This is a genomic window from Sphingopyxis sp. (assembly GCF_036675685.1).
Lineage (GTDB): Bacteria > Pseudomonadota > Alphaproteobacteria > Sphingomonadales > Sphingomonadaceae > Sphingopyxis.
In genome coordinates this window covers 1-16,946 of sequence record NZ_JAKFEM010000032.1, presented here as the reverse complement: position 1 = coordinate 16,946, position 16,946 = coordinate 1, and the positions used below count along the sequence as shown (strand labels likewise).

The following is a 16,946-nucleotide window of genomic DNA, read 5'->3' as shown; positions in this document are numbered from 1 at the left end:
GATGTTCCGGCACCGTCGTTCGTCCGTCAAAAGCAGATGGTGACACCCGCTCCCAGCATCCGAGTGCCAAAAAATGGTTGCTGCCGAAGCGTCCACGCACGAGGGGAGCCGTCCGCCATGGAGATTACTACGGTCTGCCTCGATCTGGCCAAGAGCATTTTTCAAGTTCACGCTGTCGACGAGACCGGCGAGCCTGTGGTTCGCAAGGCGCTGATCAGACCTTATGCAACGAACTTTAGATCCACGCGACTAGGGGCGCGACTGCAAGATTGCCGGCGCGATCTGGCGATTCGCAACTTCGCGCAACACGAAGCTGCTACGAATGCGGGCGACATGCGGCAAGACCGACAGTTCCTTGCGGTAAATCATGTCGTAATCCTCGAGCGACTGGACGTTCAGGATCATCAGAAAGTCGGTGTCGCCAGAGATGAAGGCGCAAAAACGCATCGAAGGGCTCTGCAGCACGGCCCGTTCGAAATCCTGCAGGACATTTTCGGCCTGCGACATCAGCTCGATCGAGACCACGACGAGCGTACCATATCCGAGCGATCGCACGTTGAGGTTCGCCGAATAGTGGGTGATGTAGCCGGTTTCCTCCAGTATCTTGCGTCGCCGTGCCACTGCCGTGCTGGAAAGGTGCACATTGTCGCCCAGCCAGACATCCGATGCCCGCCCTTCGGCAATAAGGGCGCGCATCAGACGAAAGTCGGTATCATCAAGCTCATGCTGGATGGGACGGCTTCGCGCCGAATCAAGCCAGTTTGGTCGGCCGGGCGGCAGATCCATATTGCTGTGCACCCCTTTTTTGGATTTCAACGCCATAATGCCAAAAGCCTCCAGAATTTCAAACGGAAGAGGATGAAGCAATCAATTAGTTCGACAACAGGCCGTCGAACCACCCGGCATCGCCAATTGGCATACCCGCCGGGATGTCGGGCTTGGGTCGGCTTTGCTTGCCAATTTCAGCCTCGATCCGCTTGGGATCCGAAAGCGTGCTCGCCATCGACCGCAGCCATAGCCCTTCCTCCTTTTTTTGCTTCGCAGCGGCGAAACTGCTCGCAATTTCCTTGAGGAAGCCGTCGAGCACCGCCGCAACGTCGGCCGGCGTGGCCGGATCGCGCGAAGCGGCGGCGATCGCCAGCAACGTCGTCTGCGAGACCCGTCGTGCGACGGCCCGGTCGTGTGCACCAATGACCGGCCGCAGCTTGTCCAGCAGCGCCATCACCCCCGGCTGCGCGGGATCGTAGCCATGCTGGATATGCAGGCGCGTCAGGCGCGCGGGCGCGAGCAGGCTGTCAAGCGTGACTTGCGCCGCGATCTGCGCGGCCACCAGCGGATCGAAGACCGCCGACCCGGCGCCAAGGAACAGTTCTGGCTCCACCTCCGCATCGCGGCGGGCGCTCGTCCCGTTCGACAGCATCATCGACAGTGCAGCCGGCACCGTCAGTTCGCGTTCGGAAAGGCTGGCGACCATGGCGTCGATCGCGGCGATCTGCTGTTGCACAGGAACCGGGCTCGGTGCCGGCTTGCCGTCACCGACCACGGCGTAATCGTAGCGCACACCGCCCACCAGTTTGCCCGTGGCGTCGATCGAATAGCGATGGAACAGCCAGATCGGAACGAATTTTCTGCGCAGGTTCGCAAGCGGTTCTCCCGACTGCAATACGCGCGGACCAAAGTTCTGCAAGGCGATGCGGCGCACCTCAATTGTATGGGCAAGGTCGGCGGGAGTGTCCTGCCCCTCGGTCCACATGTTCACGCCCGGCACCGCCAGGTCTGCGGCGCGGCCGTCGATGTCGGTCCCAAAGACCATTCCCGCCCTCTGCGCCGCGTCGGCCTTGGCCGCGGCATCGGCGTCCGAATCGACCCCGGGCGCGGGCTGGCCGTAGAGCCAGTCGACGGTGAACTTGTCCCAATTGCCGATGCCGGACGCATAGGCGTCGCCCAGGTCCAGGCTTCCATTGTCGATGCCGACCTTGGGCCCTGGATAGTCCATCACCGAGGCGCGGTCCTGCAGGCTGGCTTTGAAATTGTGCACGAAGCCGATCGAATGCCCCACTTCATGCGCGCCGAGCTGGCTGATGCGCGACAGCGCCGCGCGCACCGGGTCGTTCGCGCCGCCGTTGCCATTTTGCGCGGTTCCGACCAGCCCCTCAAAGATCGTGATGTCCTGCCGCACGCGCAGCGCGCCCAGCACCACATTGCCCTTGATGATCTCTCCGGTGCGGGGATCGGTGACGCCGCCGCCATAGGACCAGCTGCGGTTCTGCCGGTCGGTCCAGTTGACCATGCTGTATCGCACGTCCTGCGGATCGGCGCCGGGCGGCAGGATTTCCACCTTGAATGCGTCGATGAAGCCGGCCGCGTCGAACGCATCGGCCCACCAGCCCACGCCATCGGCCAGCGCGGTGCGGATCGGCTCCGGGGCGGCGCTATCGATGTAGAAGATGATCGGCTTTTTCACGGTTGACCGGGCGGCAGCCGGGTCAGTTTTTTCCAAGCGGAAGCGGTTGGCATATTCGACCAGCATCGGCGAACCCAGCGGTGTGCCATAGTCATAGATCTGCGTGGCGTGTGCGCCGGACCGGATGTCGAACCGGCGGGGCACATAACCAGGTTCGGGCAACGCCACCAGCGAGGAATGAACCGTAAGGCTGACCGCGCGCCCATCGGGCGCCAGGATATCGAGTTCGCGTCCCGCCGATTCGGCGGCGAAGGTCTGGACCGTTTCCAGTTCGATGTTGCGCGGGAAGACCTTGACCGATCCCGTATCGACCGCGCTGAGCTTTTCCGAAAGCTTGTAACCTTTGGCCTCTGCCCCGATCGCCCCGGCCAGGTCCATCGCGTCAGTCATCAAAAATGGGGTCAAGTCGACCCTGACCGGGCCTGCAACGGGAGCATCGCCGACGATTTCAAGCATCGCGACCGTGCTGAACGGAAAGCTGGCGCGCGCGCCTTTGGCAACGCCCGCGTCCCCGGTCGCACGGTAGCGCGGGTTTTCGAAAACCACGGCGACCTTGCCGCCCAGACGCCGGAAAGCGAGCACCTTGGTGTCACCCTGCATACCGCGGTCGATGCGGATCGCGGCGGAACCCAGCCCGGTCTTGATCGCCTGTGTGAACAAATAGCGACCCGAGACGCCATCCGCGTCGGGCGCGGGCAGGACCAGCAGGACTTTGCCCGTCTGCGCATCCACTTCCACCGGCAACAGCGCTCCGTCGGGCGATGCGGTCACGCGGACGGGCGCGGCAAGTACCGCGGTTCCCGGTGCCAGCCCCAACGCGGTTGCCGCGAAGAGCAACTGCTTGGCCAAGCGCTTGTTACGCAATGTATTCGTCATAGGAATTGACCCCTGTTCCTGGACTGATCGGCGGCAACAACGCATCCGGATGACACGAAGAGACCTGGCGAGACTAACAGATATCAAAGGGCAACATCTCCGAACTATCGGTCGGTAAAAGGCATCGTGTGATGAATTCCTGCGCCATAGTCGTGCCTGGTGCAGGAATTCCATTTTATCCGGGTTGGCTGCGTTGGCTTTGAGCGCACAATCGGGGTGCTATGCAGCATTTCCGAATCACTCTGCCCAGCCTTGATCGTAAATTGCGTCTCCCGCCAAAGCAGCGCATGATTTTTATGCAACTTTGGCATTTGAGGACAGAATCGGTCATCATTTGGTCCGATATGCTTCATCTTTCGTGAGATCGCCCGCCCGCTTCCCGCTAAGATCGCAAGTGTTCGGCAAGGAGCACCGACGGCCACGGGCCAACGGGCACTTCCGGCAGATGGTCCTCGCAATTGCTGCGGGGTTGGGTCGAAATGATGGTGAAACGGCGGGACAGAAACCGCTGGCCGGCGCCTCGCCGGTGTGACCAAGCTCGTACCTTCCATTTTCATGGGGTGGGACGCCTACGGCAGACAAGGTTCAGGCCGCAGGGAGCTTAACGATGCATGGGGTCACATATAAAAGCACGACAGACGGGGGTCGGACTTCGACCGCAAGAGACAAATCGCGAAAGGCGGCCATCAAGATACTGCTGGCTTCGGCGGCGCCGCTGCTCTCGATCGCGCCGACCATGGCACAGGAAATAGCGGCACCCATCGACGAGATCGCCGAGGAGCCGACGAGCAGCATCGTCGTTACCGGCTCGCGCATCGTGCGCGACGGCTATAGTGCGCCGACCCCTGTCGCTGTCCTGGGCGAAGCCGACATCGCAGCACAGTCGCCGGCCAACATCTCCGATTTCGTCAATCAGTTGCCCGCGATTTCCGGTAGCGGCACTTCCGGCACCTCGTCGGGCGGTCTTTCCAATGCCGGCGCTGGCATCAATTCGATCGGCCTGCGCGGGCTCGGCGTCGGGCGCACGCTGGTCCTCGTCGATGGTCAACGCTCGGTCGCTTCCAGCGTGGGCGGCACGGTCGACATCAACACGATCCCGCAGGATCTGGTCAAGCGCGTCGAGGTCATCACCGGCGGCGCCTCGGCCGCTTATGGTTCGGACGCGGTGGGCGGCGTCGTCAACTTCATCCTCGATACCGACTTCGATGGCGTCAAGCTTTCCGCCGACACGGGTGTCTCGACCTATGGCGACGCCTTCAACTACCGTCTCTCTGGGACGGCCGGCTTCTCGCTGCTCGACGACCGGCTGCACCTTCTGACCAACGTGTCCTGGTTCCACCAGGACCGGGAGGAAGGAATCAACCGCGACTGGAACGACAACGGCTATTTCCAGATCAACAACCCGGCCTATAACGGCACCAACGGCCAGCCCCAACGCCTGGTTGGCGGCGGGGTCGGTCCTTCCGGCTATACAACGGGCGGCCTGATCTCCGGCGGCCCGCTGAGGGGCACCTATTTCCTTGGCGAAGGCCAGACCGCGCAGCTGACCTATGGGACGATCGCCGGCCCGTGGATGATCGGCGGTGATTGGCAGACGACGCTTGCCGACCACGTCGGCACCAACACGCTGGTGCCGCTGGACGAGCGCCTGAGCGTGTTCCAGCGCGTGGGCTTCGACGTGACGCCCGACATCGAGATCTTCGGCCAATTCTCCTATAACCGCTCGGTCAGTGCCAGCTCTTACCAGCAGACGCCGAGCACCGGCGTTTCGATCCTCGCGGACAATGCCTATCTTCTCAGCCAATATCCCGCGATTGCCGCGCAGATGGCCGAGCAGAACCTGGCCTCGATCACGATCGGCACCTCCAACGCGGGTTTCCCGATTCCGGGCAGCGACAACAAGCGCGAAGTCTACCGCTTCGTCGGCGGCGCGAAGGGCAGCCTCAGCCTGTTCGGATCGTCGATGTCCTGGGACGCCTATTACCAGAAGGGCGTGACCAAGACGCGCGAAGAGCTGACCAATACCTGGTACAACGCGCGCATGGCGCTGGCGCAGGACGCCGTCTTTGCGGCCGACGGCAGCATCGTGTGTCGCTCCACCCTGGCCGCCCCGGCCAACGGATGCGTCCCGATCGATCGCCTCGGCATGGAGGGGCCGTCGCAGGAAGCGCTCGACTATATCTACTACGACGGATTCCAGCCGCTGCGTTACCAGACGATCAAGCAGGATGTCGCAGCCGCCACCATTTCGGGCAATCTCTTCACGCTCCCCGCCGGTGATGTCGCGTTCGCAACGGGCGTCGAATGGCGCCGTGAGCAGATCAACGGCAAAGTCGACCCGATCCACAACTCCGGCTGGCTCTATGGCAACTACCGCGTCAATCAGGGCAAATACGACGTCTATGAGGGATTCCTCGAGCTCGCCATCCCCATATTCGACGGAATGAACTTGGATGCCGCCGCACGCGGCACCCATTATTCGACCTCGGGCTGGGTCGGCACATGGAAGATCGGGGCCAGTTATCAGGTGTTCGACGCCCTGCGCTTGCGCGGCAACATCAGTCACGACATCCGCGCACCAAACCTGGACGAACTGTTCGCCGCCGGTACCGCGCGTACCAACTCGGTCATCATCCCGGCCGGCGCCAACGCCCCGGTCACCGGTTCTCAGCAATTTGTCCAGAACGCCTTCGGCAACCCGAACCTCAAGCCGGAGGTCGCCGACAGCTGGACGGTTGGCGCCATCTTCACGCCGTCGTTCCTGCCGGATTTCAGCGTATCCTTCGACTATTATTCGATCGATATCGACGACGCGATCGGTTCCGTAACGGCGCAGCAGACAGTGGACCTGTGTTATGATCAGGGCATTGCGACCTACTGTCCCAACATCAAGTTCGTGAATGGTGCGCTCAGCACGATCGACCTGACGCCGATCAACTTCTCGACCCAGAAGACCCGCGGCTTCGACATCGAGGCGAGCTACTCCACGCCTGTCGGCCCGGGCAACCTGCGACTGCACGGCCAAGCAACGCACTATATAAAGAATGTGATCGATGACGGCATCAGCTTCCCCATCGACTATGCCGGGGTGCTGTCGGCCGGCACATATAGCTCGCCCGACTGGGCCTACCGCCTGAGTGCCTTCTATGAAATCGACCCCATCACCTTCAACCTGGTGGCGCGCGGTTTCACCAGTGGGGTCTATGGCAACGACTGGATCGAGTGCAGCGGCAACTGCCCGACCAGCACGCCGCAGTTCCGCACGATCAACAACAACCACATCGACGGCGCCACCTATTTCGATGCTTCGATCGACTTCGAATTCCAGGCAATGGCCGGCACGGGCCACCTCACCTTCATCGTAAACAATTTGCTCAACAAGGATCCCGTCCTGGTCGGCAACGGCCCCGACGGCAACAATGTGCCCGCCTATGCCCAAACCAACCGCAGTCGCTTCGACGTCGTCGGCCGCTCCTTCCGCGTGGCCGCCAAGATCGAATTCTGAGCGAGAAGAAAGGATTATCCGCAAGATGAGAATATTCGCCCGCGCTATCCTCGCCGCCGCCCTGAGCACGTCCGCCGTCCTGGCCCAGATTGCTGCCGCGCCGGCCCATGCCGAGGCCCCAAAGTCGCTCAAGAAGGAGGTCGCGGCCGAAGTCGAAGCCCAGCGCAAACAAATCCAGGTCATGGTCGACCAGATCTTCAGCTTTGCAGAGCCCGGCTTTCAGGAGATCAGGACGTCCGAATATCTGACCGACATCCTCGCTAAAAACGGATTCACCGTGACCAAGGGCGTGGCGGGTATCCCCACTGCCTTTACCGCGACCTGGGGCGAGGGCGGCCCCAAGATTGCCCTGGGCAGTGATATCGACGATGTCCTCGGCGTTTCACAGATGCCCGGCGTTCCCTATCTCAAACCAATGATCGAAGGGGCGCCGGGGCATGGCGAGGGCCATAACTCGGGCATGCCGATGATGGTGGCGGCGGCGATCGCGACGAAGAAGGTGATGGAAAAGCACGGCATTCGGGGCCGATTGATGCTCTGGCCCGGTGTCGCCGAAGAATTGTTGGCGACCAAGGCCTATTATGTGCGTGCCGGCCTGTTCAAGGATGTCGATGCCTCGATCTTCGGGCACGTCAGCAACGACTTCTCGACCGGCTATGGCGAGATGGGCAACAATGGCCTGATCTCGGTGGAATATTCCTTCAAGGGCAAGACCGCGCATTCGGCAGGGATGCCGTGGGAAGGGCGCAGTGCTCTGGACGCCGTCGAGATCATGGACGTAGCATGGAATTTCCGCCGCGAGCATCTGCCGCTGACCCAGCGCTCGCACATGATCATCACCAACGGTGGCGGCCAGCCCAATGTCGTGCCCGACAAGGCCAGCATCTGGTACTTCTTCCGCGAGCGCACCTTTGACGACATCCGCAAGCTCTATGAAGTCGGTAACGACATCGCGAAGGCCGCAGCGCTGGCCACCGGCACCACGATGACCCAGCAGACGCTGGGCTATGCGGCTCCCAATTTCGGCAACAAGCCGCTGGCCGAGGCCGCCTATGCCAATATCAAGGCTGTGGGCATGCCCAAATGGAGCGCCGACGACCAGGCCTTTGCGAAGGCGGTGCAGACCTTCAACAATCGCAAGATCGAACCGCTGAAAGACGAGGTCACCCCGCTCTCTACCCCAGAGAGCCGCGGCCCCTCGACGGGCGGCGGGTCGGACGATATCGGCGATATCATGTGGGCGGTTCCGACGATCACCATCCGGTATCCGTCGAACATCCCCAACATGATCGGCCACAACTCGCTCGCGGCGATCGCGATGGCGACACCGATCTCGCACAAGGGTGTGGAAGCAGGCGCAAAGGCCGTGGCGATGACGGTGCTCGATCTTCTCACCACGCCGAAACTCATCGCCGATGCGAAAGCCTATTTCAAAGATGTCCAGTTAAAGACCGGCACCTACGCCCCGATCCTGACCGACAAGGACGTGCCCGCGATCTGGCTCAACGAACGCAACATGGCGCTCTACCGCCCGTTGATGGAGAAATATTACTACGACCCCTCCAAATATGAAACCTATCTCGATCAGCTCGGGGTCAAATACCCGATGCTCGAAGGCCCGGCGGAGTAACGCGCGATGAGCATGGACCTCAGGAAGCGCGCTCTTTGCCTTGGGGTGGCCGGGGCCATTTTGGCTCCAACCCCCGCCGGTGCGGCAGCGAACCTCGCGCTCAAGCAGGAAGTCCTCGCCGAGGTGGAAGCGCAGCGCAAGCAGATCCAGGTCATGGTCGACCAGATCTTCAGCTTTGCCGAGCCCGGCTTTCAGGAGATCAGGACGTCAGAATATCTGATCGCCATCCTCGAGAAGAATGGCTTCAAGATCGAGCGTGGTATCGCCGGTGTTCCCACCGCCTTTACCGCGACCTGGGGCGAGGGCGGCCCCAAGATCGCACTGGGAAGCGACATCGATGGGCTCGTCGGCGTCTCGCAGGTGCCTGGCGTCGCTGAGATCAAGCCGCTTACGGAAGGCGGGTCGGGACATGGCGAGGGGCATAATTCGGGGATGCCACTGATGGTCGCCGCCGCCATCGCCGCCAAGCATGTGATGGAAAAGCACGGCATCCAGGGCCGATTGATGCTCTGGCCCGGTGTCGCCGAAGAGCTTCTGGCGACCAAGGCCTATTATGTGCGCGCAGGCGTGTTCAAGGATGTCGACGCCTCGATCTTTGCCCACGTCAACACCGGCTTCGGCACCGGATGGGGCAACCTCGGCCTCACCGGCATGATCTCGGTGGAGTATGAATTCCAGGGCAAGACCGCCCACTCCGCCGCCTCACCCTCGGAGGGCCGCAGCGCGCTCGACGGGGTCGAACTGATGGACGTGATGTGGAATTTTCGGCGCGAGCACCTGCCGCTTTCGCAACGTTCGCATAATGTCATCGCCAATGGCGGCGGCCAGCCCAACGTCGTGCCCGACAAGGCGAGCAGCTGGTATTATTTCCGCCAGTCGGACTTTGCTTCACTGCGCGACCTGTATCGGACCGGCAATGAGGTGGCCGAGGCCGCGGCGCTCGCGACGGGTACCAAGGTCACCCGCAAGGTGCTGGGCTTTGCCGCACCCAATTATGGCAACAAGCCGCTTGCCGAGGCGCTCTATGCCAATATCGAGGCGGTCGGCATGCCGCAGTGGTCCGCGGCCGATCAGGCCTTCACCAAGGCGGTGCAGACCAAAAACCAGTTGAAGGTGCAAGCCCTGTCGACCACGGTCACCCCGCTCTCTACGCCCCAGACGCGCGGCGAGGCCAGCTTCGGCGGGTCGGACGACATCGGCGACGTAATGTGGACGGTGCCGACCGTCACCATCGGCTATCCCGCCAACATCCCCAACGTGATTTTCCACCACTCGACCGCCGCGATGGCGATGGCCACGCCGATCGCGCACAAGGGCACGGTAGCAGGCGCCAAGGCGGTCGCTATGACGATCCTCGACATCGCCATGACGCCCAGGCTGGTGGCCGATGCCAAGGCATGGTTCAGAGACGTCCAACTCAAGGAACAGGCCTATGATCCGCTGATCGCCGCCACAGACATGCCCGCGATCGACCGGAACGCCCGCACGATGGCTCAAATCCGGCCGACCATGGAAAAGCAATATTACCAGCCGGACAAGTATGACAGCTACTTGCAGCAACTGGGCATAGATTATGAGGCTTCGGATCGCAAAATTTTAGGCGCGGGGAGCTAGCGCCCGCAGCGCCGACCGACCGGGGGTCCCACCAATAAGTAACTTCTCCGGTCGGTTCCTGTCCCTCGCGCTGAACCGCCCCCGGACTGCCGGAGGCCATTTGGTTTAGGTTACGTGGCCATGGAGACGTCATCCAGCATGGCGTAAAGCGTTCTTCGGCCTCGGCGGGCGGGATATACCGATGGGCTCCAACAACCGTTATGACATCGATGGCCCCGCTTTCGCGGGAATGACGAATGAGTTTGTTGCTACCGCCGCTCGAACACCCAGCGCATCGCCTTCGACCCGTCGATCGCCGAGATCGTCGCCGTCAGCCGCTCGTCCTCGCGAACATAATGGATGCGCTGCGGATAATCATGCGCGGGATTTTCGAAGGTCGCGCTCGCCCCGTCGCGCTGCACCAGCCGGAACGCGACCGGCGGCGCCCCGCCGGGCTGCGCCAGATAGACGGGCACGCCATCCGCGCCCGCCTGCAGCCGCAGATATTCGAACGCGCGCAATTGGTCACCGCGCCCCGACCGGCTATGCCCCAGCATCACCCCGCCGCGCGGGGCGGCCCAGCTCTCCTCGGTCCAGCGGTCGCCCTCCTCGCGGCTCCACTGTCCCGCCATCCACGCGAGGTCGTCGACCCCAACCGCCGGACTAGCCGCGGGGCTTGCCGCCACCAGCAAGGCCGCGAGGCCTGCCCCGAATATTGATGTCATAAACGCCTCCTGTCGCGCCCATCCTGGCGCGGCGTGCACGCGCCGTCTTGAACCGACACGACAATCATCGTCTAACCCGCGCGATGGAGTATCGCGAGACCCCACCGCCGCCGCACCTCGCCGGACTGGTCAAGGCCCGCTGGACGCTCGCAGGCGAAGGCGCCGCCGACGAATGGATCGAGCAGCAGGCGACCCCCGACGGCTGCGTCGAGGTGATCCGCCGCACGCACGGGCGCTCGCGCTGGGACGGCGAACAGCCCGCAAACTTCGTCGTCGGGCTGGTGGGCCATCCGCAGCGGTTCGAAATCAGCGGCGATGCGGCGTTCGAGGCGTTGCGACTCTGGCCCTGGGCATGGAGCCTCATCGGCGACATCGCGCTCGTGACGCTCCACGGGCGCTGGCGGGAAATCCCCGCGCCCGATTTTGCCGCAATCGAAGCGCGCCTGTCCGCCGCGGCCGAGCTCAACCGGATCGGCGCCGGACTTGTCCCCGCGCCGTCGGTCGCCGCGATGGGCGCAGCGACGGGCATGGCCCCGCGCGCGCTGCAACGCTGGTTCGCGCGCCACGTCGGGATGCCGCCGCGCGCCTATCTCCGCCTGCTGCGCTTCCAGGGTGCGTTCGAAACGCTGCCCGGCGAGGCGAGCCTCGCGGGCCACGCCGCCGACAGCGGTTTCGCCGATCAGGCGCATATGGCGCGCGAGTTCCGCACCCTCGCCGGGGTTCCCGCAACCGCCGCGCGCCGCCGCGCGCGCGGCCCGTTCCTGACGTAGCGGTCTAGAAGCGTCCGATCACCTGCACCCCGTAAAGCCGCGGTTCGGCGGGAATGAAGGTCGGAATGCCGAAACCCCCGCCGGTGTTGCCCGCGTCGAGCAGATAATCCTCATTCGTGGCATTGCGCACGAACCCGGCGATTTCGAACCGGTCGTCGGCAAAGCTGACCCCCGCGCGCGCGTTCACCAGCGTCACCGCATCCTGGCTGATCAGGTCGCGGTTGGGCACCTCGAAGAAGATCTTGCTGCGATAGGTGACCGTCGGCGTGGCAAACAGGCGCATCCCGCCGCCCAGGTCGGCGTTGACGGTAAAGCCGGCCGCCGCCTGCCATTCGGGCTGCAGGCGGAACCGGTCGCCCGCGAACACGCCGTTCGCCGCCTTGTCGTCGATGCCGCCGTCGATATAGGCGACGTTGCCGAACAGCTTGAACCAGTTCGTCACCGCAAAGCTCGCTTCGGCCTCGACCCCCAGATTGCTCGCGGTGCCCGCGCTCTGCGTGATCGTCGTGCCGTTCGGCTGGGGCACCGACACCTGGAAATTATCGTATTTCTGGTAATATACCCCCAGTGACCCCGAAAAACCGCCACGCGACGCCTTCAACCCGACCTCGTAATTCCAGACATTTTCCGACGCGATGTCGGTAATGTTCGGCACCGGTCCCGCGGGCGTGCTGCGCGCGTTCAGATTGACCGTCGGCGAGCGGCGGCCCTTCGATACCGTCGCAAAGGCGTTGATGCCGTCGGCAAAGCGATACAGGATGTTGAAGCGCGGCAGGAACGCCTGGAAGCTGTCTTCGGTGTAATAGGTCTGCCCGCGGGTATCGACCTGGCCCGGGATCAGCGACGCGCCGCCGGTGATCCGCGAGCGCGGCACGACCGCGAAAAAGCCCGAGCGGCGCTTTTCGATCAAGGCGCGGACGCCTGCCGTGATTTCCAGCGCCTCGCTCGCGATCCAGGTGCCGTCGGCGAACACCGAATAGCTCTGGTTCTTGCCGATATTGCCAAAGGTCGACGTATAGGGAATCACCGTCGCCGCGCCGCCGGTCAAAATGCGCGTCGCCGCCGACGCCGCGACGCTGCCGTCGGGCGCGATGCACGGCAGGTTCGGGATCAGCCGCGCCGCACACTGCAGGAAGGTGCCTTCCTCGCTCGAAAAGGGCACGACCTGCGACCCGCTTTCGACAAAGCCGTTCCAGCCGAACGACCCGCGAAACGCGTCGCTGTTGTACGAAAAGCGCGTCTCGTGATTATATTGGTGGCCCTTCGCATCCTCGGCGAATTCCAGATACCAGGCGGCGCTGCCGTCGGCGTCGAAAATCTCGAGCGAATCGAAGTCGCGATAGCTGTTGATCATCGTGATCGTCCAATCGTCGGCGACCTGCCAGCCCAGCGTCAGATTGGCGTCATAGACGTCGCGCGTCAGCCCGAGCTTCGCCGCGCCGAGCGCGCTTTCCGACACCGGCGAACCGCCAAGCGCCGCATCGCCGAACGGGTTCGCCGGCCCCGACGCGGTCGGATAGGTGCCCGAGATGAAAGGCGTCCCGCTGTTGCGCTGCCGGTCATAGGTCAGGATCAGGTCGGCGGTAAAAGCCTCGGTCGGCGTGAAGCGCAGCGACCCGCGCACCCCCAGCTGGTCCTGGTCGTACAGATCGTCCTGCCCCACCGCGAGGTTGCGGACATAGCCGTCGCGCTTTTTCCATTCGAACGCGACGCGGCCGGCGATCTTGTCCGACCCCAGGTTGACGTATCCGCCGAGCACCGTCGCGTCATAATTGCCGTAGCTCGCACTCACTTCGCCCGCAAAGCCGGGCTTGGGCCGCGCCGAAATGATGCTGATCGCGCCGACCGCCGACGCGGTGCCGAACAGCGTCGCCTGCGGCCCCTTGATCACCTCGATCCGGTCGATGTCGTAAATCGCCTGATACGAGCCGCGCGACCGCGAAATGTCGGTGCCGTTGTAATAAAGCGTGACGCGCGCCGCCTGCTGCGCCGATCCGCTGTCCGACGTGATGCCGCGGATGACGATGCCCGGATTGTTGGCGCTCTGCTCCTGGATGTTGAGCCCCGGAATATAGTTGGACAGTTCGTCGAGGTCGCCCACCCCCAAGCTGCGCATCTGCGCGCCGCTGGTGGCCGAAATCGTGATCGGCACGTCGATCGACCGTTGCTCGATCTTTTGCGCGGTGACGACAATATCGTCGCCCGGCTGATCGCCCTCGGCGATGGGCGCCGTGTCGGCCTGAGCCAAGACGGGGGTTGCGGTCGCGGTGAGCAACAGCGCGGCGAAAGCACGGATGGAGCGAGCCATGAGGAGAGACCTTTTTTTTGGGTTTTGTTCGGCAACGAAACGACGGACGTCCCCCGCCCTTTGGCCGCTCGCGGCGTCGTTACCGCGTCGGCTCGGCGACCAGATGATGACAGTTGCGCGCACCAATATGACAGCCCGGCGTGGACGGCGCGGGCGCGACAAGGGGCGGTGAAGCACCCCTGTGCTTCACCGCCCCTTGTCGCATGTCCGTTTCCGCATATCCGTTTTGGCGATTGCCGATCGGTGCTATTTCGCCGTGCCCGCCGCGAAGTCATGCACGAACAGCCCCGGCTTGCGGCTATCGAACAGCGCCTGCAATTCGCACGCCGTCGCCTTCCGTTTCTTGCAGTTCGCCTGCGCCGCTTCCTTCGCGCGCTTGGCCGAGTTTTCGGCGGTCGCGCTGTCGTCGGCGCCATTCAGGCGATAGGCCTGGATAAACCCGTTGCCGGTCAGCGTGTTCGATTCGCACGGACGCGATGTCGCGTCGCTGCACGCCTTGATCGCCGCCGCGGTCGCGGCATCGGCGCTGCGGTGGCCGCTCGCGACATAAAGCTTGGCGTTATATCCATCATCGGCGCCGCCGACGACCCACGCCGACGCGGCGAAAAATTTGCGCACGGACGCGCCGGGGAAACGCCGGTTGGTGCTGGCACGGATGGTCGCAAAAACCTCGCACGGCAGCAGCTGCTTGGACGAGCAGTCGGCCATCACCTGATCGCGTTCCGCTCCGCCGTCGCCCGCCCAGCCCTTGTAGAAATATCCGGCCTTGTCGCGGATGATCGCTATCGACGAATTCCACCATTCTCCGGCCGAAGTACAGCCGCCCCCCATCACCTTGTTGCATGCATCGAGCGCGCCTTGCTCGGCGACATTGTTGGCATTGACATAATTGCCGTCGACCCAGACATCGGCGGCGTCGACATGCCAGGCGATGGCCGCATAGCTGTTGCTGGACCTCGGGGCCTGCGCGGGCGCACCGCCGCTATCGACACGCTCGCACAGCGGCGTCGGTGCGACGCCGGGGCCGCCGGGGGCCATCCCGATCAGCCGCTCGCCCGGTCCGGGGCCGTTACAGGGATAGTGCTGCGCCGCTGCCTCTGCCGGCCAAAGGCACCAGGCCAGCGCGATCGCAAGCATTTGTCCAACCCGGCGCATATCTGGGAATCGCATCGTATAGGCCCTCATATAGTGCTGATATGATTGACCATAACCGGTTATGCCCGCTTGCAAAGTGCCCACGATCACACCCGCCCATGGACAGCGCCCACCCCGCCCCCTATAGTCCGCCCATCCCCGGGGAGCCGCGTCTGTGATGGCCGGTTGAGAGCGGAATAGACCGCGACCCGTTGAACCTGATCCGGCTAATACCGGCGGAGGGAGGGTCGGCGTTCCACACCGGAAATCCGTTTCTCGCTCCGACAATATGGAGCGACTGCACATGGCCGACATCGATTCCCGCCTCGACAAAGCGCAAGCCACCCCCATCGGCGTCACCACCGGCCCGATCCGCGGCAGCCGCAAGATCCACGTCGCGACGCAGACCGGCAGCGGCATCCGCGTCGCGATGCGCGAGATCGACCTCGATCCGCATTCGGGCGAGCCCCCCGTCCGCGTCTACGACACCAGCGGCCCCTACACCGACGCCAATGCGACGATCGACATCAACGCCGGCCTCCCCGAGATCCGCGCCGACTGGATTCGCGGCCGCGGCGACGTCGAAGAGGTCACCCAGCGCGAGGTGAAGCCCGAGGATAACGGCCAGCTCGGCCCCGACCGCAGCGGCGGCGTCCCCGCCTTCCCCAACGTCCGCCGCCAGGTCCTCCGCGCCAAGCCCGGCGCGAACGTCAGCCAGATGCACTATGCCCGCCGCGGCATCATCACGCCCGAGATGGAATATGTCGCCGAGCGCGAAAATCTCGGCCGCGCGCGCCTCGCCGAGTACAAGCGCGACGGCGAAAGCTTCGGCGCCAGCATCCCCGATTATGTCACCCCCGAATTCGTCCGCGACGAAGTCGCGCGCGGCCGCGCGATCATCCCCAGCAACATCAACCACCCCGAGAGCGAGCCGATGGCAATCGGCCGCAATTTCCTCGTCAAGATCAACGCCAATATCGGCAACAGCGCGGTCGCATCCGACGTCGCCGCCGAGGTCGACAAGATGGTCTGGTCGATCCGCTGGGGCGCCGACACCGTCATGGACCTGTCTACCGGCCGCAACATCCACGACACGCGCGAATGGATCATCCGCAATTCGCCCGTCCCGATCGGCACCGTCCCCATCTATCAGGCGCTCGAGAAAGTCGGCGGCGTCGCCGAGGATCTGACGTGGGAGATTTTCGCCGACACGCTGATCGAACAGGCCGAACAGGGCGTCGACTATTTCACCATCCACGCCGGCGTCCGCCTGCCCTACGTCCCCCTCGCGGCGAAGCGCATGACCGGCATCGTGTCGCGCGGCGGCAGCATCATGGCGAAATGGTGCCTCGCGCATCACAAGGAAAGCTTCCTCTACGAACGCTTCGACGAGATTACCGAGATCATGAAGGCCTATGACGTCGCCTACAGCCTCGGCGACGGCCTCCGCCCCGGCAGCATCTATGACGCGAACGACGAGGCGCAGTTCGCCGAGCTCTACACGCTCGGCGAGCTGACCAAGCGCGCCTGGGCGCAGGATGTGCAGGTGATGATCGAGGGGCCGGGCCACGTCCCGATGCACAAGATCAAGGAGAATATGGAAAAGCAGCTCGAAGCGTGCGGCGAGGCGCCCTTCTACACGCTCGGGCCGCTCACCACCGACATCGCGCCGGGCTATGACCATATCACCAGCGGCATCGGCGCCGCGCAGATCGGCTGGTACGGCACCGCGATGCTTTGTTACGTCACCCCCAAGGAGCATCTCGGCCTCCCCGACCGCGACGATGTGAAGGTCGGCGTCGTCACCTACAAGCTCGCCGCGCACGCCGCCGACCTCGCCAAGGGCCACCCCGCCGCACAGGTCCGCGACGACGCGCTATCGAAAGCCCGCTTCGAATTCCGCTGGCGCGACCAGTTCAACCTGTCGCTCGACCCCGACAC

The 16,946-nt window shown here is 63.7% G+C and carries 10 protein-coding genes, 1 pseudogene and 1 riboswitch; of the genes and pseudogenes, 6 read left to right on the top strand and 5 right to left on the bottom strand.

From position 1 onward, the window contains the following. Nucleotides 1–117: 117 nt before the first annotated feature. Nucleotides 118–237 (top strand): annotated as a pseudogene (locus tag V6M50_RS13985) (IS110 family transposase); the annotation flags it as partial. Between the two features lie 12 nt (nt 238–249). Here the strand turns inward: V6M50_RS13985 and V6M50_RS13980 are convergent. Together V6M50_RS13980 and V6M50_RS13975 are read right to left on the bottom strand one after the other, a co-directional pair. Further along, the gene (locus V6M50_RS13980; protein WP_332819179.1) at nt 250–822 is read right to left on the bottom strand and encodes an Lrp/AsnC family transcriptional regulator; all 573 of its coding nucleotides are present in this window, start codon (nt 820–822) and stop codon (nt 250–252) included. A gap of 49 nt (nt 823–871) precedes the next feature. Beyond that, nucleotides 872–3,313 carry a zinc-dependent metalloprotease gene (locus V6M50_RS13975; protein WP_332819178.1) on the bottom strand — a complete coding sequence of 814 codons (2,442 nt, stop codon included), beginning with the start codon at nt 3,311–3,313 and terminating at the stop codon, nt 872–874. A 763-nt stretch (nt 3,314–4,076) separates the two neighbouring features. Here V6M50_RS13975 and V6M50_RS13970 point away from each other — a divergent pair. The 3 genes from V6M50_RS13970 to V6M50_RS13960 are packed head-to-tail and all read left to right on the top strand — an operon-like array spanning nt 4,077 to nt 10,089. Next, the gene (locus V6M50_RS13970; protein ID WP_332819177.1) at nt 4,077–6,845 is read left to right on the top strand and encodes a TonB-dependent receptor plug domain-containing protein; all 2,769 of its coding nucleotides are present in this window, start codon (nt 4,077–4,079) and stop codon (nt 6,843–6,845) included. A gap of 25 nt (nt 6,846–6,870) precedes the next feature. Continuing rightward, on the top strand, nt 6,871–8,475 hold the full coding sequence (locus tag V6M50_RS13965; protein WP_332819176.1) for an amidohydrolase: 1,605 nt from the start codon (nt 6,871–6,873) through the stop codon (nt 8,473–8,475). 12 nt (nt 8,476–8,487) lie between these two features. After that, entirely contained in the window at nt 8,488–10,089 is a 1,602-nt protein-coding gene (locus tag V6M50_RS13960) for an amidohydrolase (protein WP_332819197.1), read from the top strand. 248 nt (nt 10,090–10,337) lie between these two features. Here the strand turns inward: V6M50_RS13960 and V6M50_RS13955 are convergent, their stop codons facing one another. Then, the gene (locus V6M50_RS13955; RefSeq protein ID WP_332819175.1) at nt 10,338–10,793 is read right to left on the bottom strand and encodes a DUF6265 family protein; all 456 of its coding nucleotides are present in this window, start codon (nt 10,791–10,793) and stop codon (nt 10,338–10,340) included. 83 nt (nt 10,794–10,876) lie between these two features. On the opposite strand from V6M50_RS13955, the gene V6M50_RS13950 reads away from it, so the two are divergent. Continuing rightward, entirely contained in the window at nt 10,877–11,563 is a 687-nt protein-coding gene (locus tag V6M50_RS13950; protein WP_332819174.1) for a helix-turn-helix domain-containing protein, read from the top strand. 4 nt (nt 11,564–11,567) lie between these two features. Here V6M50_RS13950 and V6M50_RS13945 read toward each other — a convergent pair whose 3' ends face one another. Beyond that, nucleotides 11,568–13,871, bottom strand: coding sequence for a TonB-dependent receptor (locus V6M50_RS13945; protein WP_332819173.1), 2,304 nt, complete (start codon nt 13,869–13,871; stop codon nt 11,568–11,570). A gap of 246 nt (nt 13,872–14,117) precedes the next feature. Next, the gene (locus V6M50_RS13940) at nt 14,118–15,008 is read right to left on the bottom strand and encodes a DUF4189 domain-containing protein (RefSeq protein WP_332819172.1); all 891 of its coding nucleotides are present in this window, start codon (nt 15,006–15,008) and stop codon (nt 14,118–14,120) included. Nucleotides 15,009–15,155: 147 nt separating this feature from the next. Further along, nucleotides 15,156–15,267, top strand: a riboswitch (TPP riboswitch). 42 nt (nt 15,268–15,309) lie between these two features. Here V6M50_RS13940 and thiC point away from each other — a divergent pair. Then, the coding region (thiC, locus tag V6M50_RS13935; protein WP_332819171.1) for a phosphomethylpyrimidine synthase ThiC at nt 15,310–16,946 on the top strand (1,637 nt) is incomplete at its 3' end.

What these genes read in the sequence shown, in the direction of transcription:
- V6M50_RS13940 (WP_332819172.1), bottom strand. Translation starts at nt 15,008, where the DNA reads ATGCTTGCGATCGCGCTGGCCTGGTGCCTTTGGCCGGCAGAGGCAGCG.
- V6M50_RS13945 (WP_332819173.1), bottom strand. Translation starts at nt 13,871, where the DNA reads ATGGCTCGCTCCATCCGTGCTTTCGCCGCGCTGTTGCTCACCGCGACC.
- V6M50_RS13950 (WP_332819174.1), top strand. Translation starts at nt 10,877, where the DNA reads ATGGAGTATCGCGAGACCCCACCGCCGCCGCACCTCGCCGGACTGGTC.
- V6M50_RS13970 (WP_332819177.1), top strand. Translation starts at nt 4,077, where the DNA reads ATGGCACAGGAAATAGCGGCACCCATCGACGAGATCGCCGAGGAGCCG.
- V6M50_RS13980 (WP_332819179.1), bottom strand. Translation starts at nt 822, where the DNA reads ATGGCGTTGAAATCCAAAAAAGGGGTGCACAGCAATATGGATCTGCCG.
- V6M50_RS13960 (WP_332819197.1), top strand. Translation starts at nt 8,488, where the DNA reads ATGGACCTCAGGAAGCGCGCTCTTTGCCTTGGGGTGGCCGGGGCCATT.
- V6M50_RS13965 (WP_332819176.1), top strand. Translation starts at nt 6,871, where the DNA reads ATGAGAATATTCGCCCGCGCTATCCTCGCCGCCGCCCTGAGCACGTCC.
- V6M50_RS13955 (WP_332819175.1), bottom strand. Translation starts at nt 10,793, where the DNA reads ATGACATCAATATTCGGGGCAGGCCTCGCGGCCTTGCTGGTGGCGGCA.